The sequence below is a fragment of the Paenibacillus mendelii genome (assembly GCF_024498075.1).
Lineage (GTDB): Bacteria > Bacillota > Bacilli > Paenibacillales > Paenibacillaceae > Paenibacillus_Z > Paenibacillus_Z mendelii.
This window is the reverse complement of record NZ_JANHOF010000003.1, coordinates 322,697-348,079: the sequence shown is the minus strand read 5'-3', so window position 1 is coordinate 348,079 and position 25,383 is coordinate 322,697. Positions and strand designations below refer to the sequence as shown.

Annotated in this window: 24 protein-coding genes; 5 read left to right on the top strand and 19 right to left on the bottom strand. The window is 52.4% G+C overall.

Annotation, left to right across the window (positions count from 1 at the left end):
* Positions 1–60: 60 nt before the first annotated feature.
* Positions 61–1,827 (top strand): glycoside hydrolase family 2 protein, encoded by a 1,767-nt coding sequence (locus tag NNL21_RS12290; RefSeq protein ID WP_204819271.1) that lies wholly within the window; start codon positions 61–63, stop codon positions 1,825–1,827.
* 121 nt (positions 1,828–1,948) lie between these two features.
* Here NNL21_RS12290 and NNL21_RS12285 read toward each other — a convergent pair whose 3' ends face one another.
* From NNL21_RS12285 to NNL21_RS12260, 6 genes are all read right to left on the bottom strand, one after another.
* Complete coding sequence (locus NNL21_RS12285; protein ID WP_204819270.1) at positions 1,949–2,710, bottom strand: anti-sigma factor; 762 nt, start codon at positions 2,708–2,710, stop codon at positions 1,949–1,951.
* On the bottom strand, positions 2,710–3,282 hold the full coding sequence (locus NNL21_RS12280) for an RNA polymerase sigma factor (protein ID WP_204819269.1): 573 nt from the start codon (positions 3,280–3,282) through the stop codon (positions 2,710–2,712). Before NNL21_RS12280 ends, NNL21_RS12285 begins: the two co-directional genes overlap by 1 nt.
* Positions 3,283–3,437: 155 nt before the next feature.
* Positions 3,438–4,292, bottom strand: a complete 855-nt coding sequence (locus NNL21_RS12275; protein ID WP_204819268.1) for a plastocyanin/azurin family copper-binding protein — start codon at positions 4,290–4,292, stop codon at positions 3,438–3,440.
* Positions 4,293–4,304: 12 nt separating this feature from the next.
* Positions 4,305–5,894 (bottom strand): plastocyanin/azurin family copper-binding protein, encoded by a 1,590-nt coding sequence (locus NNL21_RS12270; RefSeq protein WP_204819267.1) that lies wholly within the window; start codon positions 5,892–5,894, stop codon positions 4,305–4,307.
* 198 nt (positions 5,895–6,092) lie between these two features.
* Positions 6,093–6,950, bottom strand: a complete 858-nt coding sequence (locus NNL21_RS12265; RefSeq protein WP_204819266.1) for a polysaccharide deacetylase family protein — start codon at positions 6,948–6,950, stop codon at positions 6,093–6,095.
* A 241-nt stretch (positions 6,951–7,191) separates the two neighbouring features.
* Positions 7,192–8,127 (bottom strand): helix-turn-helix domain-containing protein, encoded by a 936-nt coding sequence (locus NNL21_RS12260; protein ID WP_204819265.1) that lies wholly within the window; start codon positions 8,125–8,127, stop codon positions 7,192–7,194.
* A 114-nt stretch (positions 8,128–8,241) separates the two neighbouring features.
* Here NNL21_RS12260 and NNL21_RS12255 point away from each other — a divergent pair, with 114 nt between their 5' ends.
* Positions 8,242–9,096, top strand: a complete 855-nt coding sequence (locus tag NNL21_RS12255; RefSeq protein ID WP_204819264.1) for a phytanoyl-CoA dioxygenase family protein — start codon at positions 8,242–8,244, stop codon at positions 9,094–9,096.
* Positions 9,097–9,237: 141 nt separating this feature from the next.
* On the opposite strand, the gene NNL21_RS12250 is transcribed toward NNL21_RS12255, so the two are convergent.
* The 3 genes from NNL21_RS12250 to NNL21_RS37030 all read right to left on the bottom strand — a co-directional run bounded on the left by NNL21_RS12250 (position 9,238) and on the right by NNL21_RS37030 (position 10,647).
* Positions 9,238–9,504, bottom strand: coding sequence for a hypothetical protein (locus NNL21_RS12250; RefSeq protein ID WP_204819263.1), 267 nt, complete (start codon positions 9,502–9,504; stop codon positions 9,238–9,240).
* A 63-nt stretch (positions 9,505–9,567) separates the two neighbouring features.
* Positions 9,568–10,140 carry an amidoligase family protein gene (locus NNL21_RS12245; RefSeq protein ID WP_204819262.1) on the bottom strand — a complete coding sequence of 191 codons (573 nt, stop codon included), beginning with the start codon at positions 10,138–10,140 and terminating at the stop codon, positions 9,568–9,570.
* A 288-nt stretch (positions 10,141–10,428) separates the two neighbouring features.
* Positions 10,429–10,647 (bottom strand): DUF6199 family natural product biosynthesis protein, encoded by a 219-nt coding sequence (locus NNL21_RS37030; RefSeq protein ID WP_507176557.1) that lies wholly within the window; start codon positions 10,645–10,647, stop codon positions 10,429–10,431.
* A 221-nt stretch (positions 10,648–10,868) separates the two neighbouring features.
* On the opposite strand from NNL21_RS37030, the gene NNL21_RS12240 reads away from it, so the two are divergent.
* From NNL21_RS12240 to map, 3 genes are all read left to right on the top strand, one after another.
* The gene (locus NNL21_RS12240) at positions 10,869–11,816 is read left to right on the top strand and encodes a hypothetical protein (RefSeq protein ID WP_204819261.1); all 948 of its coding nucleotides are present in this window, start codon (positions 10,869–10,871) and stop codon (positions 11,814–11,816) included.
* A gap of 174 nt (positions 11,817–11,990) precedes the next feature.
* A complete protein-coding gene (locus tag NNL21_RS12235) occupies positions 11,991–12,620 on the top strand; it encodes a TetR/AcrR family transcriptional regulator (protein WP_204819260.1) in 630 nt (209 codons plus the stop codon).
* A gap of 2 nt (positions 12,621–12,622) precedes the next feature.
* Entirely contained in the window at positions 12,623–13,381 is a 759-nt protein-coding gene (gene map / locus NNL21_RS12230) for a type I methionyl aminopeptidase (RefSeq protein WP_204819259.1), read from the top strand.
* A 138-nt stretch (positions 13,382–13,519) separates the two neighbouring features.
* Here map and NNL21_RS12225 read toward each other — a convergent pair whose 3' ends face one another.
* The 10 genes from NNL21_RS12225 to NNL21_RS12180 all read right to left on the bottom strand — a co-directional run bounded on the left by NNL21_RS12225 (position 13,520) and on the right by NNL21_RS12180 (position 25,306).
* Positions 13,520–14,635 (bottom strand): TFIIB-type zinc ribbon-containing protein, encoded by a 1,116-nt coding sequence (locus tag NNL21_RS12225; protein WP_204819258.1) that lies wholly within the window; start codon positions 14,633–14,635, stop codon positions 13,520–13,522.
* Positions 14,636–14,638: 3 nt separating this feature from the next.
* Positions 14,639–15,679 (bottom strand): SPFH domain-containing protein, encoded by a 1,041-nt coding sequence (locus NNL21_RS12220; RefSeq protein ID WP_204819257.1) that lies wholly within the window; start codon positions 15,677–15,679, stop codon positions 14,639–14,641.
* Between the two features lie 244 nt (positions 15,680–15,923).
* Positions 15,924–17,357 carry a glycan biosynthesis hexose transferase WsfD gene (gene wsfD / locus NNL21_RS12215; RefSeq protein ID WP_204819256.1) on the bottom strand — a complete coding sequence of 478 codons (1,434 nt, stop codon included), beginning with the start codon at positions 17,355–17,357 and terminating at the stop codon, positions 15,924–15,926.
* Positions 17,354–17,800 carry a GtrA family protein gene (locus NNL21_RS12210; protein ID WP_204819255.1) on the bottom strand — a complete coding sequence of 149 codons (447 nt, stop codon included), beginning with the start codon at positions 17,798–17,800 and terminating at the stop codon, positions 17,354–17,356. The genes wsfD and NNL21_RS12210 overlap by 4 nt, the downstream gene beginning before the upstream one ends.
* Positions 17,797–18,819 carry a glycosyltransferase family 2 protein gene (locus tag NNL21_RS12205; RefSeq protein WP_256555232.1) on the bottom strand — a complete coding sequence of 341 codons (1,023 nt, stop codon included), beginning with the start codon at positions 18,817–18,819 and terminating at the stop codon, positions 17,797–17,799. Before NNL21_RS12205 ends, NNL21_RS12210 begins: the two co-directional genes overlap by 4 nt.
* A 553-nt stretch (positions 18,820–19,372) precedes the next feature.
* Positions 19,373–21,073: a hypothetical protein gene (locus NNL21_RS12200; RefSeq protein ID WP_204819253.1), complete on the bottom strand. Its 1,701-nt coding sequence runs from the start codon at positions 21,071–21,073 to the stop codon at positions 19,373–19,375.
* 252 nt (positions 21,074–21,325) lie between these two features.
* Complete coding sequence (locus tag NNL21_RS12195) at positions 21,326–22,135, bottom strand: phytanoyl-CoA dioxygenase family protein (protein WP_204819252.1); 810 nt, start codon at positions 22,133–22,135, stop codon at positions 21,326–21,328.
* A gap of 156 nt (positions 22,136–22,291) precedes the next feature.
* Positions 22,292–23,095, bottom strand: a complete 804-nt coding sequence (locus NNL21_RS12190; protein ID WP_204819251.1) for an AAC(3) family N-acetyltransferase — start codon at positions 23,093–23,095, stop codon at positions 22,292–22,294.
* Positions 23,096–23,132: 37 nt separating this feature from the next.
* On the bottom strand, positions 23,133–23,804 hold the full coding sequence (locus NNL21_RS12185) for a PIG-L deacetylase family protein (RefSeq protein WP_204819250.1): 672 nt from the start codon (positions 23,802–23,804) through the stop codon (positions 23,133–23,135).
* 287 nt (positions 23,805–24,091) lie between these two features.
* Positions 24,092–25,306, bottom strand: coding sequence for a GntR family transcriptional regulator (locus NNL21_RS12180; RefSeq protein ID WP_204819249.1), 1,215 nt, complete (start codon positions 25,304–25,306; stop codon positions 24,092–24,094).
* Between the last annotated feature and the right edge of the window lie 77 nt (positions 25,307–25,383).

The window sequence follows — 25,383 nt, the reverse complement described above, 5'->3', positions numbered from 1 at the left end:
TAATATGGGGTTATATTCATTAATTAATTAACTTACAAGTTAATAAATGGAGGGTTATCGATGACAACAACGTCCATCCCGCGTCCTGAATATCCAAGACCTCAGTTCGTCCGGGAGAAGTGGCTTAACCTGAACGGAGCATGGCAGTTCGAAATCGATCACGGACGAAGCGGCAAGGATCGCGGTCTTCATACGGAGGGCGCAAGCTTAGGACAGTCCATCATCGTTCCCTTCTGCCCGGAGAGCGCATTATCCGGTATCGGGAACACCGATTTCATGAATGCGGTCTGGTACAGAAGATCCTTCGACATTCCTGCCGATTGGGCTGGAGACCGGGTACTGCTTCACTTTGGAGCTGTCGATTACACGGCGGAGGTGTGGGTGAACAGCAAGCTCGTCGGTACCCACCGCGGGGGCTACTCTTCCTTCTCCTTCGATATTACAGCTGCACTTCAAGCTGGAAGCAATACGGTAACGGTCTACGCGGAGGACGATATCCGATCGGGACTTCAGCCGCGCGGCAAGCAGTCCGGCTCCTACCATTCCGCCGGCTGCGATTATACGCGTACGACCGGCATCTGGCAGACGGTATGGCTGGAGAGCGTTCCGCAATCTTATCTGTCCTCCTTCAAGATCTTCCCAGACCCGGAGAACGAGTGCGTTCATCTGGAAGCTGTCGTCAAAGGCCAGACGAAAGGCCTGCAGCTCGTATGCGAAGCCAGCTATAAAGGCCGCCCGGTGGGCCGTGCCGCCGTTCGTCTTGGTGCGATGTCCGCGAAGGTGACGATCCCCGTATCGGAGGTTCATCTATGGCAGGTCGGCTCCCCGGAGCTGTACGATCTGAAGCTTCAGCTTGTTAGCAGTGAAGCCGGCGATACAGCGGTGGATACCGCGATGTCCTACTTCGGACTCCGTTCCGTCCAATTGGACGGTATGGCCTTCCGCATTAACGGCAAATCTGTGTTCCAGCGGCTTGTGCTCGATCAAGGCTTTTATCCGGATGGCATCTACACGGCGCCTACCGATGAAGCGTTGAAGCGGGATATCGAGCTGTCTCTCGAAGTCGGCTTCAACGGCGCGCGTCTGCATGAGAAGATGTTCGAGCCGCGTTTCCTCTATTGGGCGGATCAGCTGGGGTATATCATATGGGGCGAGCATGCCAACTGGGGCCTCAACATTACGAATGCAAAGGGACTTGCGCAATTCCTGCCGGAATGGATTGAAGGCGTGGAGCGGGATTTCAATCATCCAAGCCTCATCGGCTGGTGTCCGTTCAATGAAACGTGGGACGATGGAAGGACAGGTGCCCGTCAAGATAACGAGGTGCTGCGCATCGTATACGAAACGACCAAGGCCATTGATCCGACCCGGCCGGTCATCGATACAAGCGGCAACTTCCATGTCATTACGGATATATTCGACGTCCATGACTATGATCAGAATCCAGAGACATTCAAAGCGCGGTATGAGTCACTCCTTACCGGCGAGGGCGAAGTATTCGCCTGGTTCCCGGACCGCCAGAAGTATACCGAGGGGCTTCCTTATTTCGTCAGCGAATATGGCGGCATCTGGTGGAACCCGGGACAGACCGACGGCAAAGCGTGGGGCTACGGCAACCGTCCGGCAAGCGAGGAAGAATTCATCGCCCGCTATGACGGTTTGACGACAGCGCTGCTCGATCATCCGAAGATGTTCGGATTCTGTTACACACAGCTGTACGACATCGAGCAGGAAGTGAACGGCCTGTACACGTACGACCGCAAGCCGAAGTTCGATCCCGCCATCATCCGCGCGATTAACACGAAGCGCGCAGCAATCGAGGACTAATAGAGAGAGCCCGCCGGACAAATGATCGTCCGGCGGGCTTCTTTTTCTTTCCGGGTGCTGTTTAATGATGGGGCTGAAGAGCCCGCTCACTGTTCAGGTTGAATAGAGGGTTTAGTCATCCTCACGCAGAACCAAACTTCTTCTCCCCGCGCGGCTGATCCCCTTGATCATCGGGTTCCAGCGTAATGCCGATCGAATCGAAGGCAAGATGGTCCGAGCCCATCGGCAGCGCAAGCAAGCCAATCCCTTTAGCATCTTCTCCGACGCGGAACGTGCCCGCACTCTTACGCTCGCCATCCTTGATCAGCCAGACCTGATAAGCTTCATCGCCGCTCGTCGGGGCCGCTCCGAACACATAGACGACGAACTGCTTGCTCTGACCGTTATTGACGATGCAGGCTACGCCATATGCCCCCTTCGCCGCTCCCGGCTGCGCTCCCAGCGCCACCACTTGCTCGATTTGCGCCGCAGGCACATTCAATGCCTCTTCGACTGTAGCCACAGATCCAGTGCGCTCCTTGTACAGCCATACATTCCAAGAAGTGCCGGCTATGAACAAGAACAACGCAGCAACCGCTGTAGATCGATAGATTCTTCTTCTCATTGCAGCACGCTTACGGGCTGCAGCAGCCTCTGCGGTCATTACCGATTCAGCGGCAAAGGCCGCGTCCATGACTTGCTGCTTCAGGTCTTCCGGCGGTTCGATCTGTTCCATATCGGCGGGAAGCGCCTCCCATACAATGCGCAGCTCCTCTATCTCAGCCTGGCAGGCTTCGCAGCCCGGAAGGTGACGCTCGAAAGCAAGCCGCTGCTCTTCCGTACACAAGCCCGAGATCACATCCAAGCATAGATCGCATACGGATTCCGCGTTCTTATTCGGCATTACCAACCCTCCCCTTCTACCGCCAGATGTCTGCGCAATATTTTCAATGCTTGATGGAGCCTGTTCTTCACCGTACCGAGCGGCTCTTGGTAGACGGCCGCCAGCTCGCTAAGGCTGTATCCCTGCCAATAAAAATGTTCAAGCAGCTCGATTTGCTGCTTCGATAGAAAGCGGTATGCGCCGCGAATTTGTTCCTTCAGCATTTCCCGCTCCGCGCGCGCTTCTGGAGACGCCGCCTGGGCGTCCGGAATTCGCTCCAGCTCCTCGGGAATGAATGGCACCAGCCCCTCGGACAGCCGGCGCTGCTTGCGGAGCCAATCCGTCGTCATGTTGCGGGTGATCGTAATCAGCCAGCTCGTGAACCGTCCCTTATCCGGGTCGTATCCCGATTCCGTCGTCCACAGCCGGACGAATACGGATTGTACGATTTCCCGGGCGGCCGACTCGTCCTTCAACGCCTTCATGGCAAACGAATAGACTAACGCCGCATAGCGGTCATATAGGACAGGCAGCGCATCGTGCCGCTTTCGCTTCACGAGCAGCATCAGTTCGAGATCGGAAAGATTCTGCATTTCGCGTGGCCTCCAGGTTCGGCTTAAGTGAGATCCGCATACTCATCCTATCAGCTATGGATTGGAAAAGAAATCTATTCGATAGGGCAGCAGCTGCGGGACGTGAAGAGAGGGCAGCCGAGCTAAGGCTGCCCTTTCTTGCGATTTCAACAAAACTATTTGGCCTTGACGATTATCGTCCCTCTCATCGCCGGATGCGGGGCACAATAATAGCCGAACTCGCCTACTTGTTCGAATAGGACCGTCTTCTCCTCGTCCTTCCCAAATAAGTCGGTATCGAAGGAATCGTCGTCCGCGGTCGCGGTATGGCTGACGGGATCTTTATTCACGAATGTGATGCGGTCGCCGGAAGTAATTTCTAGACTCGCCGGCGAAAAGGCGAAATCGGTAATTTCGACGACATGCGTCTTAGACTTCTGTTTATCAGTCTTGGCGGAAGCGTCCCCGGTCTTGCCACCACCCGCGCTGCCGTTCTTGCTGCCGTCTTTGCTTGGTTCGGCGGGCGGAGACGGTTTGGCAGCATTTCCGGAGCCGCCGGCTTTGCTTGGTGCAGGAGCCTCTGGTTCAGGTTTCGGGTCGTCGTTCTTCGCGGCGCTGCCGGCTGGTTTCCCCGTGGAATCCGGCTTCGGTTCAGACTTGCCGGATCCCTGGTCCTTCGAGGACTTTTCGTCCTCAATGGGCTTAGTATGATTGTCGTCGCCCTTATGGTCCGCGCCCCCTTCAACCGAGGAAGCGGGCTGCTGCGGATCCACGGGCTGCCCTTTATCGGCGGAATCCGCGGGATCGTTCTTTGCCGGCTGCGGATCAGCGGGCGGATCGCCATCTGTGCTTTGCTCCTGGCTTACGCTTTCAGATGCTAGTGGATCAGCGGGCGGATCGGTCTGTTCATGACCTGCCGCCTGATGGGCGTCATCCGCTGTGGATGAACCGGCATTCCCATTGCCGCATGCGCTCATCAGGAGCAGCACGCCCAGCACCGCGACCCAATACGCAATGGCTCGAAGCTTCACCTGACATCACGCTCACTTCACGATAATTTGGCCGGTCATGAAGCTTTTGTGAGGCTCGCAGAAATAATCGTATGTGCCAGCCTTGTCGATCTTAATGGTGAAGGATTCTCCTTTGGCCAGCAGGGGAGTAGCGAAAGCCCCATCCACCGCTACCGCATTGTGCTTCATATCGTCATAGTTGGTAAAGACGATTTCGGAGCCGGCTTCGACAGTCAGCGGCTCTGTCCCGAACGAAAATTCTTTGATGTCGACACGGTAGGTTTTGACCGCTTGCGCAGCCGTCGTCCCGTTAAACTTAGCCGGGTCGATGACGAACCAAACCTTGTTGACATCTTGGCCTGTCACGTCGCCATGCGCTTTGTCCTTGATGAAATAATAAAGCGGATAGCCTTTGAAAGTCGCCTGGATACTGCCATCCGCACGGGTGATGCGGTTGAAATCCGCTTTTTTCATCGTTGATGGAACGCTGCCGTCGGTTTCGCCATATGCCGGCCAGTTCGCGATGCAGTCTCCTTGGCATACGCTGCTCTGCGGCGTGTCCTTATCGAAATAGTATAATGTGCGCCCGCGATCGTCCGTCAAGTAATTTCCGAGCGTGCCGTTCGTTCCGAGCATAACGGAATAATCGGATTTGGCAAGGAACCAAACACCGCCAACCGCTTCACCGAGCACGTCTCCGGCTGCTTTGTCTTTGACGAAATAATACAGCGGCCATCCTTTATACATCCATTGCTTCGTTCCGTCCTTGCGGGTCAGAACCGTAAAATCGGCCGGATCCAAGGATGCCGGAATTTGCAGCTGTTCCGAGGCGAAGAGCGGCCAGTTCGTAATGCACTCCCCTTGACAGGCATTCACGTCCTGCGCGTCTTTCGTGAAGAAGTAAAGCGAGCGGCCTTTGCCGTCGGTCATATACGTGCCTAGCTTGGCGTCCGAGCGCAGCCCGATCCGTTCGCCTTGAGGCATCATCGCCGATGCGGGAATGGCGCCGCTCTCCTGCAGCATCGCGAATAGTGCATGTCCGTGAGCGGTCTCGATTGTAAGAGCCTCGATCAGCGCGGTTGCGATATGAGCATTCGTCAGAACGGCGGCTCCGGCGATTTGCCCGAGACCTTTGCCGGCAGCATACGTCTCCGTATTCGCGTAGGCGAAGTCCGTACCGGACTTGTAACCCGCCACCTCGAGCAGCACCTTATATAGCTGTGCAGCGCTTATGTCCGACAGCGGATCGAAGCGGCCCCCTCCCGTTCCGGTCCAGCCGTATTCCGGATGATCCTTCAAATACGCCAGAACCGCTTGATTGCCTTTGCCTACCAGCTTCGCGTCGGTGAAATTGACCGTTCCTTTGTACGAGAGCGCTTCCTCCAGCTTGCCTTGAAGACGGAGCGATATGAGCGCTGCCTGTATCCGCGTCGATTTCTGTGCCAAATATGCCGGCGTTACTCCATCGCCTTCTCCAATCATGAGGCCAAGCTCCTCCGCTGCCTGTGCATCTGTTTGCACGGCCTCCCTGTTCACTTGCTCCTCGGCGAAAACGCCAGCCGCCGACAGCAGCAGCGATGCGCATAACGAAATTCCCACCAATACACGTGCAAATTTTCTCATCCGCGTTTACCTCCCTTATATTAGCTTTCTATTAAGAGGTAACGCTTGGGCGCGGCAATCGGTTTGATGGCGATTCCATATTTTTTTTGAAAATATCGAGTCGAAGCTAGAAAGCGTGCATAACAAAATACCCCTCCGCCTGTAGTGGCGAAAGGGCCGGAGCTTGAATGGCTGCATATCTGCTTGATCAATAGCGGATTAGGACTTTTCTCCGGATAATCCAATCGTTGCTCCGCCTTTTACGATAATCGGCTTGCCCGACCCTTCCAAATAAACATCGAGTGCGGACGGATTATACACTACCGTGCCTTGTTCCGTATAACGAAGCTCATTCACGGCTTTAACATAGTCGTAGATTTCAATATTGGTCGCATACCAGACTTCAGGCTTACCGCTGATTTCGGAACAGAATGCTTCGATCTTCTCCCATGCGTCTTCGTACATATCGAACTCAAATCCATGTCCCCAAACGTAGAAAAGCAACAAATCTTTGTTCGTGGGATCAAGAAACTTCTGCGTCAAGGCAGGCCGGGCCGGGTCATTATCGTGGCATGTCGGGTGCCAGGTCAAGAATTGCTCCGGCAAGTGAAAGGCGTGGTGACTAACAACAGTCCGCGAATATGCCACGCCGGTGCCGCTCAGCACTTCCACGACATGGTCGCTGAAATTCCCGCCCGGATAAGCCATCCCACGAACCGGATAGCCGACTAACTCCTCTAGAGCTTTCTTATCCTCAAGCACCTCGTTCCGTATACTCTCATCGGACACCTTCGTAAGATCCGGATGCGTAACGGTATGTATGGCAACTTCATGATTGCGGAATAATGGCTTGACTTCATCCGGTTCAATATGCGAGTGGTCAACATTAATGTCGCCCAGCTGCAGTCGATCCTGTTGACCCAATGCGCCTGAATTAAGATTGAACGTAGCCTTCAATTGATAGGTATCCAGCACTTCTACAAATCTGCGGTCCTGGACAGTTCCGTCATCATAGCTCATTGTAAACGCTCTCGTTTTCCCCTCCGGGAAGAGCATCTTCACATTTTGTGGTCGCATTCATTTATCTCCTCTGCTTTATAGTATACGAGTATAGATGATTACGTAATCATTCAAAAACCCGGTCTGTCCCGGAGAATTTCATCTCGATACCTCATAAATTCTTTCTTCTGATGAATTCACTTTATGGTAAGTATAAACAAGTTAAAAATGTAAAACAATGAAGCACCCGTGCTTTTTCATGCCACTTGAATATTCTTTCTGTGTTAAGAAAACTCAAACTCACATCTTGTTTCCAAACTCATTCCTTGGCTTCCTCGATCGGTGTCCTCTCATGATTTTGCGACACATGATCCTGCTTTGATTTACGCAGCTGAATAGGCGCGTATCCCGTCCAGCGCCGGAATTGACGGCTGAAGCTGCTCGCGCACGAGAAGCCTAATCGAACACCGATTTCCTCTAGAGATGCAGTCGTGCGAAGAATAAGCTCCTTCGCCTTTCTCATCTTGAGTAAATTCAAATAGTGATGCGGCGGCATTCCGTAAACCTTCTTAAAGACAAGGTTACATCGGTTGCGGTTCATATAAAGCTGACGGGCAATGGCACCGATCGTGTCGGATGTGAATACGGCGGCATGAAGCCGTTTCTCGATTTCATGTGCCAGCTCGATCTCTATTGATGTTGCAGCCTGCTTACGCAGCTGCGGCTTTGTCTTCTCCATGACGCCAAGCAGCTCTACGATCATACGAAGGATAACAGACTGGATAGACAGTCTGCGTACCGCAGTAAGCCGGTCTAATACGACGGTTTCTTCCTTTGCTGGAACATCAGTCGGCTCAAGCCAGTCTACTAACAAATTCTCGAGTTCTTCCCACAATGGCCCTGCCAGACTCGATTGTGTCGAGTCGATCAATATATAATCCCGCTGGCTTAGTTCCTCCCGAATCGTCATATCATCCATATCAAAATGTACAGTAAAATAGGAAAATGGCGCGTTTGGTCCCGTGATGGTACTGTGCAGAACACCCGAGCCCAGAAACAGCCAATCCCCAGTGGACAACGTGACTGCTTGACCGTTGATCCATTCTACAGCAGTTCCATCCAAGCAATGAAGCAGCTCAAACGAGGTATGGTGATGCTTATGATAGAACCACTCTGCTTCTACGGATGCATAATGACAGTCGTGAATGAGCAGTGTACCGCCAACGTCTGGGTTGCTGAGTATCCTACGATTCATGGTAAACCCTCCGTGCAAAAGGTTAAGTATTGAGTTCTATTCGTCATGGTCACCCTACTTTCCTTTTGATACCTTGAATAAGAATCTATTATTCAATTCGAAAGTGGGATACACATGAGCCATATACTCAGTACTTCAGACATCAATTTTTATCGTACACATCACTATCTGCATGCCAAACAAGTCGTACCCCAGGAAGTGTTGGATTTAGGCCGAACAATCATCTCCCGCTGGGTAGACGAGCTAATCAACAAATGGGTGGAGAAGGGTCTGATCCACGATACGCTTCCCGATCTCGATTTTCAACACCGGCTAGTCAAGTTGTGGAATGCCGCTGGCAGGCCCAAATACGAGCGGAGTCCAAGACGAGATCTTGTTGGACCTGATATGTATTCGTTTCTCGCTCATCCGCGGCTCCTCGACCTGGCAGCTGACCTGCTGGGCACGGATGAACTGTCCGTTCACGGCATTTTTAATAGTCGGCCCAAGCTTCCCGATCAGAAGTGGACGGATACCCCTTGGCATCAGGACGCACAGTATTATCGAGATGCTGAGAAGGTGCATGTCGTCTCCATCTGGATTCCGCTGCAGAAGGTGACGGAGCATAACAGCTGTCTGCAGGTCGCGCCAGATCTCTTCACCGACACACTGCTCAGCGGACACGACGATGAGGAGACGGGGTTCCTCGGATTAAGCAAGGAGGACGCAAAAAAATTGAGGGCGGTCTCCATCGAGATGGAGCCGGGAGATGCGCTATGCTTCACACAGCTGCTGCCGCACCGCGCACTCCCGAATCGTTCGGATGCCGTCCGCTGGTCCATGGACATTCGATATGAGGCTACCTCGCAAGCGACCGCATCCGGCAAGGCGCAGGGCTTCGTTGCAAGGAGCCTGATCGATCCAGATTCAGTGGAAACATATAAGCAATGGGAGCCCAAGTGGGCGCATATCCCGCGCGGTGGTTACTAAAGCCGTATTGCGATAATGGGACCGGTTATGACTGATGACCGGTCCTTTGTTCATTCTATTTTCAACTCGACACTTATACTAAAAAAACCCTCCGCCAGTGGTGGCGAAAGGGTCAAAGAACGACCTATCTATCGGTAGTCATTAGAGAATTTGACGTACAAGCTTCCAATCCCCTGCAGGAGGTTGAAAAACATACTTGTACAGCTTCTCATCCTCTTCAATCGCAATCAATATCCCGTCGGATACAGGCAGCACATGATGAACTTCGCCACCCTGTACAAGCTCGGCCACCAGTGGAGCGATTGCCGGAATAATAGCTTCCTCCAGCCAAATACGTTCCTGATACCATCGTGGAATCGGCAGGGGGGCCGGATAACCCTTGACGGGCACTCCGAGTTCGATTGCCATGCTTTGGGGATCGGAAGAAAGAATGCGATTCTCCCCTACTGCAGCTACGAACCGCAAATAAAGCTAAATCGTCTGGATCACTTCGTCAAAGTCAAGGGAACCATTCGCGAAACGAAATTCTACTGTTCCAATGTCAAACCAAGCTGCTATATTGATCCCGCATCGATGAGATTGGGGACGTCCCCGGTGGCGAAGAGCTTCCGGGCTTGGAGCTTCCATAAATTCTCTTCGCATCTGGTGCGTCACCGGTGGACAAAAGATCAGCCGATGTGCGCTGGTCTGCACGAGTGCCTGGATGGTCTCTTGGTATCGCAGCGCTGCGTCTATGAGCGGTAGAATAATCTTATCCCCCCACGGCTCCAAACCAACGTGAACATGGAGTCCACAGCTCCAATTGGCCGATGCTCCTTGTGCTTGAAGCCGTGTAAGCATCATTCGGATCTGTTCCCTGTCTCTCCACAGAATTGGAGGCGGCTTAAGCTCGCTTCCTGAATCTGCTCCTGTCTCGTCAAGCTGGAGTTCATCCAGCGACATGACCCAGTCAGGCAGTAGTTCCAATTCCTTCGGACTCCCGTCTATGAACTCAATTTCAACACCGAATCTCAATGCTTTCCAATCCACTGATCGCGGCCACATTGTCGTCATCCTCTCGTTTTCATATCGAATTCAGTACGATAGGAAGCGACGAGGAGGCGGACCACGAGGTTAGCGAGGGATCTTTTTTCTAGGCATCTTAGTTCCTCCTATGTTTGCTTATGTGGTAATTATATACAACCGGAATTAAGCAAGCTAGTTTAATTATTAAAAATCGTTCACCGTTAAGAATCAGCCGTGCCGTAAAATCAGCAGCATTCGTCCGTGCGTCATACTTCCTCTAAGAGCGTTGCTTTCAACCGATCACCTGCTGCACTACAATTTGATTGATTACTCGAAAAATGTTGTATATAGAATGACTAGGCCAACGAGTATACATAAATATCCTAGAAACCGATGTATTCCAAGAACAAGTAAATTAGGTTCTGCGGACTGAAATGTGATGCGTCCATTTTTGAACCTAAACATGAATTGTGAGATGATCCATACTTTTCTTGGAAATATCGCATTGAATAGGCCAAGTATAATGGCCACAAGTGCTGCTCCCATTTCAATTTAGTCCTCATTTACCTTCAATTGTTTACAGTCAACATACACTTATTTTTCTATTTTCTGACTTTATCCTATAAGGTATTCTAACAGATCCCGCTGCTGCAAATGTACTTATTCTTCTTCCTGCCGCAACCATTTCCAGCTTTTAAGCGTACTTCATATGAGGCGAACGAAACTGAAGCTTTAGTGAGCCAAACCAACGAACGGAGGGGTCGATTATGCCGAATTCCTTTCACCTGCGTTTAAGTGATGCCAAAGAGAGGCTGTTTCGCCTGCAAAAGGCAGAACGGAGAATACAGGATCTGCAGAAAAGGGTGCGTGAGCTGGAACGTCTCGTTATTCAGCTGGAAATTCAATTGGAAGACGAGCAAGCCGATGTCGACAAGCTGACACGGATGTCGCTGGCGAATTTATTTCATACGATACTTCGCAGCAAGGCCGAGCAGCTGGAGATGGAACGGCAGCAAGCATTATCCGCGGCACTGAAGCTGCAGGAAGCGAAGCAGACGCTCGCCGATACGGAGGCGGACCTGAAGCGGGTCGGCGATGATCTAGCCCATTACCGCAATGCCAAACGGGAGTACGATGAATTGGTAGTGGAGAGGGAATCGCTCCTTCGCAATTCACCCACATCATCTCAATCGTTAACAGAGATGGAAGAACAGATCGGCGACCAAGCCATCCTGGTGAAGGAGATTCATGAAGCGCTTACGGCTGGACGGCGTGTGTTAAACTCGCTTCAGGATGCTTCGTCAAGCTTGGAGAAAGCCGAGAATTGGGGAAATTGGGACATGTGGGGCGGCGGCGGCGTCATCAGCACCCACCTCAAGCACAACCATGTCGACGATGCCAAACAATTCATCCATAATGCGAACCACTTGATCTTGAATTTCCGGGATGAGCTGGCGGATGTGAAGCGCAGCATCTCCATTGAAATTGATATCAGCTCCATGCTCAAAATGGCGGATTACTGGTTCGATGGTCTGATCTCCGATTGGATCGTTCAAGGAAGAATTAAAGACGCACAGAGCCAAGTCCTTGAAGCCATGCATCAGGTTCGTACGATCGTCAATCACCTCCATGCGGAGCATCAATCCGAGAGTGCCGTCCTGCAAGAGATGAAGACGAAGCGTACCAATTGGATTGAAACGTTTCAAGCGGGTTAGTAACTAGCTCTTCATATGAAATCGAGTCTGCACCCTCTGCCTCTTTCGGATGTGCAGGCTTATTTTTTCTCTGGCGGGAAAAATAATGGCCAAGTGAACAGTTGCAATTGCGAGCGATATCCTGTATTTTTAAATTGACATGCGAGCAGGTCTAAAGAAGAGGTGTTGTAGACAATGTGCCCACGCACCAAGGAACAGAACGATGCTTTACGGGAAAAGAGAAAGCTGCAAATCATTCGCGCGGCAGCCGATATGCTGCTGGAACGAGGCCTCGCCATTGAAATTCGCGACGTTGCTCTCAAGGCCGGTCTCGGATACGGAACGGTTTATCATTATTACAAAAACAAGCATGAGCTGCTGGACGACTTGCTGTGGCATGCCTTCGGCGCGGCGCAGGAAGCTGTGGAAGCGGAGCTGTCCCCCGGTATGAATCGAAGCTCAGCTACTAAGGATAAGCTGGAACGCTATTGTATCCGTCTGCTGCGGCTATGGCTCCAGGATCCGTCCGTCTTCTTCTTGTATAAATCGGTTGCCGAGAACGGAATCTCCATTCCCGGCGGAGGCCGGATGCCTCATCAGCTCGCTGAGCGTTTCGATGCCGAGCTGTATCAACCGCTAGCTGAAGCAATCCACCACTTGCGACAACACAACCCTGCCAAAGACGCAGACCATGAAGCTCATTATGTTCTTGGAGCTCTAATTGGCTGCGCCGGCCTCCATATTCACCGTCACCAGATGGAGATGGATGTCGAAGGAACCGTCAATTTGCTGCTCGCAGCATTTCAACAGAAGGAAGGGGCCTAATCATGGTCATTTTAAAATCACCGCGGGAAATTGAACTCATGCGTAAACCCGGGGAGCTCGTCGCTGCCTGCCACCGGGAAATCGCGAAGATGATCCGTCCGGGCGTGACGACAAGGGAGATCGACGCTTTCACAGAATCGTGGATCCGGCGTCACGGCGCCAATCCGACTACAATCGGGTACAATGGTTATAAATATGCCACATGCGCATCGGTTAATGACGTAATTGCACATGGATTCCCGGGCGATACGCCTCTGCAGGACGGCGATCTGGTCACCATCGATATCGTAGCCGATTATGAAGGCTGGGTTGGGGATTCTGCCTGGACTTATGCTGTAGGCACGCTATCCGATGAAGCGGAGAAGCTGATGCGGGTTGCGAAGGAATGTCTCTATCTTGGAATCGAACAGACGAAGGTGGGAAATCGGATCGGCGATGTGATGCATGCCGTCCAGACGCATGCGGAGCAGAATGGCTTCTCCGTTGTACGTGACCTGCTCGGCCATGGTGTGGGCAAATCGCTTCATGAAGAGCCGAACTATGCCCACATCGGCAAGCCAGGCAAAGGCTTCCGGCTCAAAGAAGGCATGGTGCTGACAATCGAACCGATGATCAATATAGGCACGTACCGAATGACAATCGACGAAGATGGATGGACGGCAAGAACCGCTGATGGCAAACTGTCTGCGCAGTATGAGCATACGATTGCAATTACGGAGGACGGCCCTATCTTGCTGACTGATCAAGGTGATCCCAATTGACCTGCTGAAGGGCTTCGCAAAGCAAATAACAAAAGACCTCCGTTTCCATTGCCCAGCGTATAGGCGGTGAAACCGGAGGCCTTTGTCTTTTGACCCGACCTGATAGAGAATGAGGGCGCAGCGGCACGATTCCACTCGTCACCCACTGTATTGCGAGAAGAAGATAAACGCTGCCGCGGCTGCGATCACACACAGGAGCACAAAGAATGTGATTTTCCACGGACTGCGCGGAACCGTACCCGAGACAAGACCTGTCTGCCCGTTCACCATATAACGGTATGGCTTGGTCCGATAGGTGTAATTGGCATTCCACACGGGCAGCAGCATGTGCTTGTAGGTCCGATCGTAATATTGCGTGCGAACGTTGAGGCTCCTGACTTCGTCACCGCCGATTTCTGCACGAATGTTAGCGCGGAGTGTATCGTCGATTTTCTCCCCTGCCTTCCGCCAGCCTTCTTGGCGGGGCACGGAATATTTCTCGGCGATGTAGCCGCTCAGATATTCGGGTTTATACCCCGTCAGCTTCCTCAAATCGAAATTGCCGAGATCCTCCAGCAAGCTCCTGTCATACCGGACCGAGGCCGGAATAAGGATGTCGTCGAATGAACAGTCATACTCTCCGCCCACTCTCCGCCAAACCGTGTACCGGACCCGCTCCGTATAGGTTTCGGTTTTTCCGTTCACGACCCGGGTTCTGGTTTCATTCCGGTAATGGTAGTCCCCACGTTCCGCCGAATACACAGAGGCCGTCTCTGAGTCGTATGTCCAATAGGGCATGTAGAGCCCGGTGAGACGGGAATTAATCTTCCCCTTCTTGAATTCATTAGGGATGAACCAGCGCTTCTTCTTCCATGCTTGAAAACCGGCAACAGCCTCAGTCAAGGATACCTGGAACGGAATCATCGTCTCCGGCCTGATGCTGGTCGTATCCTCCTCGACGAGCACCTTCGGTGAGCCGCAGAACGCGCACAGGGCCGCCGTCTCGATCTGCGGAATCACACTCTCCCCGCCGCACTTCTCGCAGTGGACCGTCTGCGTCCGCAGCCCCCAATCGGTCAGCCCCGGGTCCTCCGTCTCCGACAGATCAAGATCATGCTCGATTGGCTGCTGATCCGAGTTCTCGATCGGATCCTCCTTGCCGCAATATTCGCACTTCAAGGTCTGGCTCTCGGAGTCAAAGAGCATGGGACCGCCGCAGCCGGAACAAGGGAATGTGACGGGGGTCTTCGGCTTGGTCGTCTCTTCCACCGCCATACCCTACACCTTGGTGCCGCAGCCGGAGCAGAATTTCGCATTCTCTGCCAAGCGCTCGCCGCATTCGGAGCAGAACTTCTTAGCTGTGCCTGTATTGGAGCCCGGGCTCGAGGTTCCGGCGCTGCTGCTTGGTTGCCCGTTCCCGCCATTCCGGCTCTCACCGCCGCTTGGGGCTTGAGGCTCGGCCGTCTTGTTCATCATCTGGCTCATCATCTGGCCCATAGCCATTCCTGCGCCGAGGCCTGCGCCTGTGCCGGCTGCACCCGAATCGGGATTGTTGGCCGCTTCACGAATAGCCTCCGCCGTCTGGTATTTCATGTACTGATCCAGGTTGCCGGCAATATTCATCGACGATTTGCGGTCGATCATCCGCTCGACTTCCTCCGGCAGCGACAGATTCTCGATCATCAGCAGCGTGAGCGACAGTCCCATCGCCTGCAGGTGAGGCTGCAGCCGCTGAGCCGCGCTTGCACTCAACTCCTCGTAAGAGGCTGCAAGATCAGCCACGGGGATTCTGGCCTCGCTGATTAGATCGCTGATACCGGTAACAATGATCGACTTCAGAAACCCGGAGATCTGGTCCGTCGTGAAGTCGCTGCGCGTTCCGAATAATTCTCGCAGGAACATGGCCGGCTCGGTTACCCGTATGGAGTAGCTGCCGAAGCCCCTCATCCGAACCATGCCGAACTCCGCATCGCGCATGATGACCGGATTGGTTGTTCCCCACTTTAAGTTGGTGAAGTTGGCCGTACTGACGAAGAATACATCCGCTTTGAACGGTGAATTGAACGCATGCGGCCAAGATTTCAAGGCAGTCAGAAGCGGCATGTTCTGCGTGCTTAATGTATAGGTGCCGGGACCGTATACATCGGCGATCTGCCCTTCATTCACAAAAACCGCCGCTTGCGACTCGCGGACGATCAGCTTAGCCCCCATCTTAATCGCATTATCATAAGCGGGAAAACGGTACACCATCGAGCCCGTATCATCTAACCATTCAATAACCTCAATAAATTGACCTTTGAGAAATGAAAATAGTCCCATTCTTCTACCTCCACTACAAATCGTAGAAATTATTCCCTCACACCGGGGATCACTCTGATTTTATTCATGCTAAGCATCCCGTATCCCTAACAAGGCGAATACACCCCTCCATTGTAACATGATACGACAAATTTGGACGATCCTTCCCATTGAGTGACACGCATACGCATTTAAAAACCCTTTCCTTCGCGGATAACGCCATAGCGCATCCAGCACGGGAAAGGGTTTACGACATCTTACAAGCCTAGTAGTAATAGCTCCGTCTGCTGCGCTTCAGGGAGGCCAGTTGGTAGACCACCCACACGAGCGCGGTAACGAACATCATATCCAAGCACACATTAAACATGAACAAATGCTTGCCCATATCCGCTTGTCCGTCTCCGAGTATGGGAACGAGGAAGGAGAAGATCCCGACAAGCCCGATCAGCATGAACAGCTCAATTGCAATACGCTCCCGTACCGTTGGCCGCCGCAGATACTCAAACAAGGCCGCGACATAGTACAGCACGTAGAAAATGACGATAAACAGCAACGATTTGGGCACGTATTTGTTTTTGAACTCACTCCATGTGCTGTAAGTTAACGATAGCGTGCCGGACGGCTTGCCCTCCGATTTCTCATAGTTGCCGAGGTAATAAGGCCGGATGCTCATCCCGTTGGAAGCGGCATATTCCATCTTATCGATTAACCGTCCAGGATGCTTCAGATAGAACAGGAGCACATCGGTATGGGACATGCGATCATAGAAGTCCGCCTTGAGCGAGGGATCATCCTGTTTGATTACGGTATCCGTCTGAAAATAGTTCGTGCCCGCCAATACAGACAGCCGTTCTGGAAGTCCCAGCTCCTCAAGATCCCCCAACACATCGGGAGAATCATTCAGAATGCCGAAGAATACCGTCTGGTACAAGTTAATGTGCTTCAATTCCTTCGGGGCGGTAACGTACATCACGACGGCGATCAGAAAGATCCCTGCTGAGCACCACATCGCCAGCCTGCGCCACTTCCAATCCCGCTTCAAGCTCATATAGCGAAGCCCGATCAGTGCGAATGCGACGCCGATTGGCGCGTTCTGGATTTTGGAGAAGGACAGAAACAGCACCGATACGAAAAAGAGTACCAGCACTTTGTTCGAAGGCCGTTCCTGCTTCGTCAGCCATAGACCCAGTCCGAACGTCATCAGCATAAAGACGAATGAAACCGGCTCGCCAAAGAATGAATTGAAGTAAGCCAAGTAGGCAATATCGCAGAAAACGAATACGATGCACGCGGCAAGAATGAAGCCGGTCACGCGTGATTCGGTCTTGTTATATTTGATTATAAGGTAAGCCGCAGCTAGCAGCAGCAGCGTATACAGCGCGCCTAGAACACGGATATCGAACGCATCGCCGTTGAAGATCATGCCGGCAAAACGGGCGATAAAGACCAATATAATCTGAGTGGACACATAGGCCCCTCGAAAGAAGGAATCATAAGCGAAATTCGCGTGGGCGAACCCGAAGAACCGGTCTTCGTACGATTCCAATGCATCGTAATAATTCAACCCCACCGTGCCCATAATACGGAGGAAGTCCCCGTTATCGGCAACTCCGATGAACGGTCCGATAAATAACAAATATATGGCGATGCAAGCCGCCGCAACGACGGCCGCCAGTTCTAACGTGACTAACCTTCTCATTGCTCGCTCTCCCACTCTATCGTTCGCTCTTGTTTCTTGCCGAACGTCAATTTTTTCTGTCCTATATAATTCAGTACCGTGTACAAGCCGCTGCCCAGCAGAGCCGCCGCATTATTCAGTGCAGTCTCTCCTGCCTGCGGAAATACAGGAGTGATCAGCCGGCGAGCAGCCTCAGCGCTGATCCAATACGCCGTTATGTAGCATATTACGGTCACCAGCATAAACCGCCATAGCGTGCTGGAGACGCTTGCTTTGGACTGGAACGTAAACCGTTTATTCATCACATAGCTATTCACGGCTCCGACGGCGTTGCCGATGATCGTCGACGGCCAGTAGCCAAGACCGGCCATATTCAAGCAGATGAAAATAACCGACAAGCCGATTAGCGTATTCAGTACGCCAACGATGATGAACCGCACGAAGCTGTGCTGCAGCAGCTTCATGGCTGTACGTTCAAGCTTCGCCCGCGCGCATGGCCCAAGTCGGCCTCCCGCTGCGGCAGCGATTCAGGCAGAAGGAGCCTGTCGACAATATACAGCGGTCTGCGCTTGACTTCTTTATAGATTTTACCGATATATTCCCCGATCAACCCCAGCGCCAGCAGCTGCACGCCTCCTAGAAACCAGACGGACAGAATCAGCGACGTCCAGCCTGAAACCGTATTGCCGAGCAGCTTGGACGCAACTGCATATATGACGGCAAATAAACTGACCAGGGACAGTCCGAATCCCATTAGCGTTACGAACCGGATCGGTCGTACACTGAGTGAAGTGATGCCTTCGAAGGCGAATGCCAGCATCTTGGGAAGCGGGTATTTCGACTCGCCCGCGAAACGGTCAAGCCGGTCGTAGAAGACGATCCCCGTCTTAAAGCCGATCATCGGCACAATACCGCGGAGGAACAGGTTCACCTCTTTAAACCGCTCCAGCTCGTGAAGCGCCCGCTTGCTCATAAGCCGGTAATCGGCGTGATTGTACGTCACCTTGACGCCCATTCGGTCCATGAAACGGTAGAAGCCTTGCGCTGTGGTTCGCTTGAAGAAGGTGTCCGTCTTCCGGCTTTGGCGGACACCATAGACGATTTCGCAGCCTTCTTCCTTATATTTGACGACGAACTCACGGATGGCCTTTACGTCATCCTGCAAATCGGCATCGATCGATATGACGCAATCGGCAAGCTCCTTGGCCGTCATCAACCCTGCCAGCAGCGCGTTCTGATGCCCGACATTACCGGAAAGCTTCACTCCGGAGACAAGCGGATTCGACTTCCGGTTCTCCTCAATCAGCTCCCACGTACGGTCCCGGCTCCCATCATTCACGAACATGAGAAAGCTTGCTTGCGATACGAGCCCCTCGTCCATCATTTCCTTCATAATCTTGCTCAATTGCGAGATCGTCTCGCCGATTACAGCTTCCTCGTTATAGCACGGCACAACGATGCCGAGCGTCGGACTTTCTTTCAACACGCAAAAACCACCTCGACTGAACATCAATGTTTTCTCTTATGTATCTTCCTACATACCATTGTTACCCGTAAGCAGCGCTTTCGATCACTATCGTTCCTAATATTCTAATAATAGCCTACAAAATGCAACATTCTCCATCCTACCTGTGTCCCACGCATACGTCAAGCTGCTTGGGCCTGCCGGTCAAAGCTAGCTGTACAGCAGAGAATCCCTTCGCGGAACGTGAAGCAGAGAAGCTATAGGTATGGGAAACAGCTATAGAATTGCTTATTTCATGTCAAATATCTCACGGGTTGGACGAAAGATGGGAAGCAAAACGCTGCGCAGGCAGAATGTTCTTCCGATCGCTGTTGCACGCTGCGCCTAACGCGTGAGGAATGGTACAAGCTGTATACGAGCCAATGCGGCCGCAGCATGTCTTAAGCATGTCGAGAAGGGAGGGGTCCTGTCCCCTCCCTTCTTCGTTGTTTCCTAACCGCTCTACACTCTTTCTATCCAGCTTGCAGCGGCTGCATAATTAAGCTTCTGAGTCGCCTGACGGCCGGAGCGGCTACGGAGCAAGAAAATAAGGGGGCTGCTCATTGCTTGCATCAAAGACGGCAAGCTGCTGTTCTTCGTTCCAGCCTAGAAGCAGTCCAGTGCCAATCCAAGCCGCGGAATCGTTCTGCACATCGATCAGCCATATCCCGGCTTCGGCGGTTTGAACGGCAGCATATCGCACCTCCTGTGCGGAAGGCTCGGGCAGGACTCGGATGATTTCCACAGACGATCCCGCTTCAAGCTTCAGCCGATCTGCCGCAGCCTTCGGAAGCTCAGGGTCTTTCACCTTGATTACAGAGCCTTCATTAACATCGAGGATCGCTTTCCCGCGGGTAATGTCTGCCACCCCGACGAGCGGAGCCGCGACGGTATTATTGTCGGTCCAGGTCATGGGATAACTGAACAAAAATCCGTCACTATGCGAGATATAGCCTGCGCTTGGCCATTGCTTCAGCTTCTTGCCGTTCTGATCCAGCACAACAAGATCGGCCATTGGGCCAAGAAATGAATCCGATGCGACCAGAAGCCCGATCCGCTTGCCATCCGGCGATGAAGCAATCCCATATACAGGTTCCTGTGAATCATAGAGTTTACGTGCCTTACCCTCTTTCCAAGCTACTTCATACAATGTTCGGTTCCCATACACGGCATAGGTCTTGTCGGTATAGAACCGGTCGGAGAACAGGAACTCCCCTCCGTAATCATTGGCATACGGTTCGCCGTGCTCCGGCCATTCCTTCACTTCTATCGTATACGAGCCTCCAGCACCGATGGGGAGCAAGGAATGGCTTCCTTGCTTGCCTTCCCCATGTACAAGAGCGTAGGGCAGCAGTGTTCCAGCATCGTCCTGAACCTGCACGACCTGTACCAGCGCCGAGTCCTGCGCCACCATTACCTTATCTCCGTCCTCGTGGACATCGATAAGACGAATTTGATTCTGTTCAGGCGGAATCGTTAGCTGCACCGTGTTCCGGTTCGGCTGCGAATCATCTTCGTACGGTACGCCCGAAATGGTATGTGCGGCATCTAAACGGAACCTTACGGATTCGCCCTCTTCCAGTCCGTTCGTTCGAATCACGAAGCGCTGGAGATCATCCGTCCAATCCATCTCATAACTGAATGGTACGCCGCCGTCTTTCTCAATTAATTGGAGGGATGCCTCTAATGCTTCGCGAACCGATTTGCGCGAAATCTCCTGGTTGGATTCAACGACGATAGCGCCGCTCTCCTTCTGCAGCTGAATATACAGGAGCGGTGGCTGCAGTTCCGAGGTTTGCGGTGCTTCGCCGCGGAATCGTTTGATCAGGCTGCCGGAGATGCTCCACACGGCCCCCTTCTCCGTGGACACTTTCGGATAGATCTTCCCGCTTAAGCTTGAAGCCGACTCCCGCAAGTCATTGATATAATACGTTTCTGTCGTATTCTCGCGCTTCATCTCAACACGCAATAAGGTACCGAGATATTCGGGATCGTCGAAATAGGATGTCTTGGCCGTCTTAAGTTCAGTCAGCATGTCAGAGATGACCCCGGGGTCGGCAATATGTGTGATCCGGGTTGACGAGCGGTCGTCGTATACGTTAATAGAGGTCACGCCCTCAATGGCTGGGAAAGAAGCTGGCTTGTGTTCCGGAGGTTCGTCATTATTCGTGCAGCCCGCCAAGATCAGAAGCAGCAAGCCAAGCAGCAAACGAAAAGCGTTCATTCTTCCCATCGTTCCATCCTCCGCCTATTTCATTTCCTATATTTATCAGACGATTGAGGAGGGAGAAGAGTTGCATTCTTCGTGTCCCGCTCATTCTACCCATAAATTTCAACAGCCGTATCGGTAAGCCATATCCCACTATTAAGGCGGGCTAGCTTGGTGCTTCACCCACGAACGATTCGACTGCATCTCAGGCTCCCCACGGCTGGCTTCATAATAAAAAAGTCCAATAAGCAGCTGCCTGCTTGTTGGACTTGATCATTAATGCGGGTATGCGACTTCGAATTCCATGCCGCAAGGACCTCCGCCGATACTGTCTTCACGCTCCACAATAACCCCGTCCGCCCGGTAGAGCGGCTTGTAGCCGCCTGAGATATGGGTGGCGGATTCATTCGCATAATGGCAGATGAATGCTCTGCGGAACCGGTCCTTCGACTTGTTGCGGTAAGAACCGTGAATGAGGTTGCCGTTGAAGAACAGGACATCGCCCTTATCCATGATGGCCGGTATCGCCTTCCGGTCTTTCGGCGGCTTCACGTAATGCGTCGTGAAGGATTCGTTAGCATCCGCTAGATCCGGACAGGAAATATCGTGATGGTTCGTCTTCGGCACGATCAGCAATCCGCCGTTCTCTTCATCGGCTGCATCAATGGCAGTCCAGGCTGCGATACAGTTGCCGGGCTCAACCTGCAGATAGAAGTTGTCCTGATGGAGCGCCTGCCCGCGGGAGCCTGGCGGCTTGTAATAGAACATGCTTTGGGCAGCCAATACTTCTTCTCCGAACAAGTCTGCCAGAACGTCAATCACCGGTTTGTGCAGCATGTACTGCATGGCTGTCTCGTTGAAGCGGTGCGGGTGCATGACACGCGGATACCGCTTCAGCGGGTCATCAACCCCTGAGCTCAAATCCGGTTCAAAATAGCCGGGTATCGTCTGGTTGCTCATGACCTCGAAGGTATGCTCGATGGTGGCGAGATCTCCGCCCGAAAACAAACCTTTTACAACCAAATACCCTTCGGTATCAAACAATTGCTTCTGCTCTTCCGTAAGCGTCCGTAACGTATTCGCCATGACGAATCCTCCTGAAGGTTAAGGGTTTGTTCTTGCTTAATTACCTTCAGTATAGGAGCTTTCCTCGTCAAAATGAATGAACAAAGATGCTAAATAATCATACAATCCTGCTATTCAGGTTCATAACCCATCTCGTATACCCGCGAGTTCAGTCCGTCATTGCCGATTCGTTCCCAACCATTGCACCGCATAATCCACAAGATCTCTTTGCCTGGCCAGCAGCGCATCTGCCCCGGCAACCTTACCGCGTATGAACAGACCCGTATCGTGCTCGAAGGCTTCACCCAAGAGGGTGAAATCATCCGAATCGAAATCCAGTTCAAGGAATTCGATCCATGACCGGACACCATCCCGCTTCATCGGAGCCTTGCAAATACGTTCGCTCTTCGTCTTATAATCCGCCCGATATTCTGCCAGATGCAGCGAGGTGTTGTTCGCATGCCCTACACCGAGAAGAAGCACCCAGCCGTCGATGTCATATATGCGGGCGAGCGGCGACTGCTCTCCGAGTGCATAAGAAAGACCATGATTGTCTGTAATCGTCCGGGCGTGCTTCCCCCGGGCGGCGAAGGATACCTGCGGATGCACGCTTCTCAAGACGCCCTGCTGCTTCCGAAAGCATTCTGCAATGATTCCCATTCCGAATGTGGGTGTCAGGTCCACGTCAAAGGGCGGCATCTGCTCCCTGATGGTCTTCCACCACGAATCACGGACCGGTGGATTGACCCATTCGGAAGGGTCGGACAGATCGCCGGTATGTGTGGGCATCACGAGTGTCCCAGTCTCATCCAGCGCTTCCTCAAGCGCCAGAATCACCGCCACCGGACCGCCTGCCACCCACTGCCCCAGCGACTTGAACGAAGCGTGAACGATGACCGTCATTCCCGGACGCAGCCCGAGTCTGACAAAATCCGCTTTCAATGATTCGGTCGTAATTAATGTTCCTTGTATTTCGTCCATCCCGGTTTCACCTCTGCCTGCTTACTTGCGAATCCTGCTATGCCTTCCAAGCCGCAACGAACATCTCGTAACGGCGATCCTCACGCGGCTGGTCAAGGCTGCCAAAATGGCGGTTGATCGAATGCTTCTGCGAATCATGCGCACGCAGCGCGGCAGCCTTAAAGGGCCAATAGGGCGCTGTCTCCACGATCAGCTCAGGTTCTTGTAACTCGCCGCCTTTATTGAAATACCCGTAGTACAACGCACGCACGCTTGGACACTTGCCGCCCCTGACGGCTGCCGTCGCTGCATGTGAGATCGCAATATGATCGGGATGCCCGTTGCCGCCATCCAGCGGGAAGGTAAACACGGCCTCAACCTCATGCTTCTGCAGGAACACTTCGATTTGTAAGACGAGCTCCCGGTCATCGGCCTCGCCCAGCTTGCCGTCCGGATATCCGAGATGCTCGACGACCGTCAAGCCGAGCACTTGTGCAGCCTCCGCCATCTCCTGCTCGCGGATAACCCCTAACTCTTCGCGCGAAGCATTTGTATAATCCCCATTCTTAAATCCGGCATCTCCCCGCGTAGCCACTAGAAGTACCGGATTACCTCCAGTGTCGGCTATTTGACGGATCACAGCTGCGCTCATGAACGTCTCGTCGTCCGGATGCGCATAAACGAAGCCGGCCTTTAACCCATTGAGCTGATTCGCAATCTTGATTTCCATGACTTCTCATCGCCTTCCGATCCGTATAAGTTAACTTAAGCTCTATTATGCGTGATATAGAAGCCAATCTCAATTCAAGCGCAGTATTCCCGAAAACGCCGCAAGTGGCCGGTTTATTCTTACGTCGCCGCCTCATGACGAAATCGTGTACTCCGCACTTGCCGCGCCGTATATCAGCAGCCTCTGGCGTATCTATCTTCCTCGAATATGCTATAAGATGCGACAAAGAAGCTGTCTCAAAAGTGAATCTCTTTTGAGACAGCCCCGTAATTGATCCGACTGCAAAGCTAGGATTGCTGCTCGCGGATGATCGGCCCCGTCGTCTTGCGTTCAACGAGGACCGGTTGAATAAGTGTCTTGCTAAATTTCGCGACACCGTCTTCTCCGCCTTGAATGACGCCAAACAGCTTCATTGCCGCCTGATAGCCCATGTCCTGCTCATACTGCTTGATGTGTGTAAAAATACTGAATTCCTCAACAATCGAAGTCGGATCATCGAAGGTGATGATCGACAGATCCTCCGGAATACGCAGACCCGCTCTCTCAGCCATTTGGTAGATATAGACGCCGAGCCTGCCGTTAAGCGCAATATAGGCTGTGGCCATTCTGTTCCGGATATAGCGGTATAACGGGTGCGAGTCACTGTTGTCGTTCTCATTCAAATCAAACCCGTTAATGATATGGGCGGGGTTGATCAGCTCGCCCTTATCCTTAAGCGCGTTCATATAGCCTTCGATCCGCTCCTGAACCGTAACGGTTTGCAGAGGTGAATCGGAACAAATCGCAATTTCACGATGTCCATAATTCCACAGCAGGTCGACTGCAAGGCTTGTGCCAAGCCGGCCATCGGAAGCAATATAGTTCGTCTCGATGCCTGGTAAGTAACGGTCGATCAGCACGAATGGAAACCCGCCTAGCTTCATGCTTAATATTTCCTCGTTGTAGCGCTCTTCGTCCACAGGAAAAATAAGCAAGCCTTCAACGCCAAGCCGCTTAAGTGTCTTGATCGCTTCCTTTTCCTTCTCCAATTGACTGCGGGTTAAGAGAATCATACTCCGGTAGCCGCGCTCATCCATCGCCCTCTCAATTCCCTTAATAAGGCGGATTGCAAAATAATCATCTATCGAAGGCATTACGACTCCGATAATACCGCTCTTGACAGCCCCGCTCTTCAGTTTATCCATTCCATCAACGGTTTGGACGGAGGACGCCGCAGAAGATGAACCTGCCCCAGGCTCAGTGACTTGATGGGCATTGCTGTCTCCCTCGCGTTCGGCCAGTTCACTGACGAAGCTTCCACGGCCTGGGACACGGGTAATGATTTTTTCATTGGCCAAGCCAGACAATGCGTTGACGACCGTAATCTTACTGACATTGAAACGATCCATTAATTCTTTCTCTGTAGGAATCCGGTCCCCTGTCTTAAGTCCTTCCGAATCAATAAGCTCGCGTACATATTCCTGTATTTTCTGATACAGGGGTATTCGTTCGGTTGAATTCATGCTCTCACCATACTCATGCTTATATTTGTTATGTATAATATATATTTTTAATGATGGATAATCAAGGACATCAGTCG

Coding starts and splice junctions, on each gene's coding strand:
- NNL21_RS12290 (WP_204819271.1), top strand. CDS start 61: ATGACAACAACGTCCATCCCGCGTCCTGAATATCCAAGACCTCAGTTC.
- NNL21_RS12285 (WP_204819270.1), bottom strand. CDS start 2,710: ATGCCGAATAAGAACGCGGAATCCGTATGCGATCTATGCTTGGATGTG.
- NNL21_RS12280 (WP_204819269.1), bottom strand. CDS start 3,282: ATGCAGAATCTTTCCGATCTCGAACTGATGCTGCTCGTGAAGCGAAAG.
- NNL21_RS12270 (WP_204819267.1), bottom strand. CDS start 5,894: ATGAGAAAATTTGCACGTGTATTGGTGGGAATTTCGTTATGCGCATCG.
- NNL21_RS12265 (WP_204819266.1), bottom strand. CDS start 6,950: ATGCGACCACAAAATGTGAAGATGCTCTTCCCGGAGGGGAAAACGAGA.
- NNL21_RS12260 (WP_204819265.1), bottom strand. CDS start 8,127: ATGAATCGTAGGATACTCAGCAACCCAGACGTTGGCGGTACACTGCTC.
- NNL21_RS12255 (WP_204819264.1), top strand. CDS start 8,242: ATGAGCCATATACTCAGTACTTCAGACATCAATTTTTATCGTACACAT.
- NNL21_RS12250 (WP_204819263.1), bottom strand. CDS start 9,504: ATGGCAATCGAACTCGGAGTGCCCGTCAAGGGTTATCCGGCCCCCCTG.
- NNL21_RS12245 (WP_204819262.1), bottom strand. CDS start 10,140: ATGTGGCCGCGATCAGTGGATTGGAAAGCATTGAGATTCGGTGTTGAA.
- NNL21_RS37030 (WP_507176557.1), bottom strand. CDS start 10,647: ATGGGAGCAGCACTTGTGGCCATTATACTTGGCCTATTCAATGCGATA.
- NNL21_RS12240 (WP_204819261.1), top strand. CDS start 10,869: ATGCCGAATTCCTTTCACCTGCGTTTAAGTGATGCCAAAGAGAGGCTG.
- NNL21_RS12235 (WP_204819260.1), top strand. CDS start 11,991: ATGTGCCCACGCACCAAGGAACAGAACGATGCTTTACGGGAAAAGAGA.
- map (WP_204819259.1), top strand. CDS start 12,623: ATGGTCATTTTAAAATCACCGCGGGAAATTGAACTCATGCGTAAACCC.
- NNL21_RS12225 (WP_204819258.1), bottom strand. CDS start 14,635: ATGGCGGTGGAAGAGACGACCAAGCCGAAGACCCCCGTCACATTCCCT.
- NNL21_RS12220 (WP_204819257.1), bottom strand. CDS start 15,679: ATGGGACTATTTTCATTTCTCAAAGGTCAATTTATTGAGGTTATTGAA.
- wsfD (WP_204819256.1), bottom strand. CDS start 17,357: ATGAGAAGGTTAGTCACGTTAGAACTGGCGGCCGTCGTTGCGGCGGCT.
- NNL21_RS12210 (WP_204819255.1), bottom strand. CDS start 17,800: ATGAAGCTGCTGCAGCACAGCTTCGTGCGGTTCATCATCGTTGGCGTA.
- NNL21_RS12200 (WP_204819253.1), bottom strand. CDS start 21,073: ATGGGAAGAATGAACGCTTTTCGTTTGCTGCTTGGCTTGCTGCTTCTG.
- NNL21_RS12195 (WP_204819252.1), bottom strand. CDS start 22,135: ATGGCGAATACGTTACGGACGCTTACGGAAGAGCAGAAGCAATTGTTT.
- NNL21_RS12190 (WP_204819251.1), bottom strand. CDS start 23,095: ATGGACGAAATACAAGGAACATTAATTACGACCGAATCATTGAAAGCG.
- NNL21_RS12185 (WP_204819250.1), bottom strand. CDS start 23,804: ATGGAAATCAAGATTGCGAATCAGCTCAATGGGTTAAAGGCCGGCTTC.
- NNL21_RS12180 (WP_204819249.1), bottom strand. CDS start 25,306: ATGAATTCAACCGAACGAATACCCCTGTATCAGAAAATACAGGAATAT.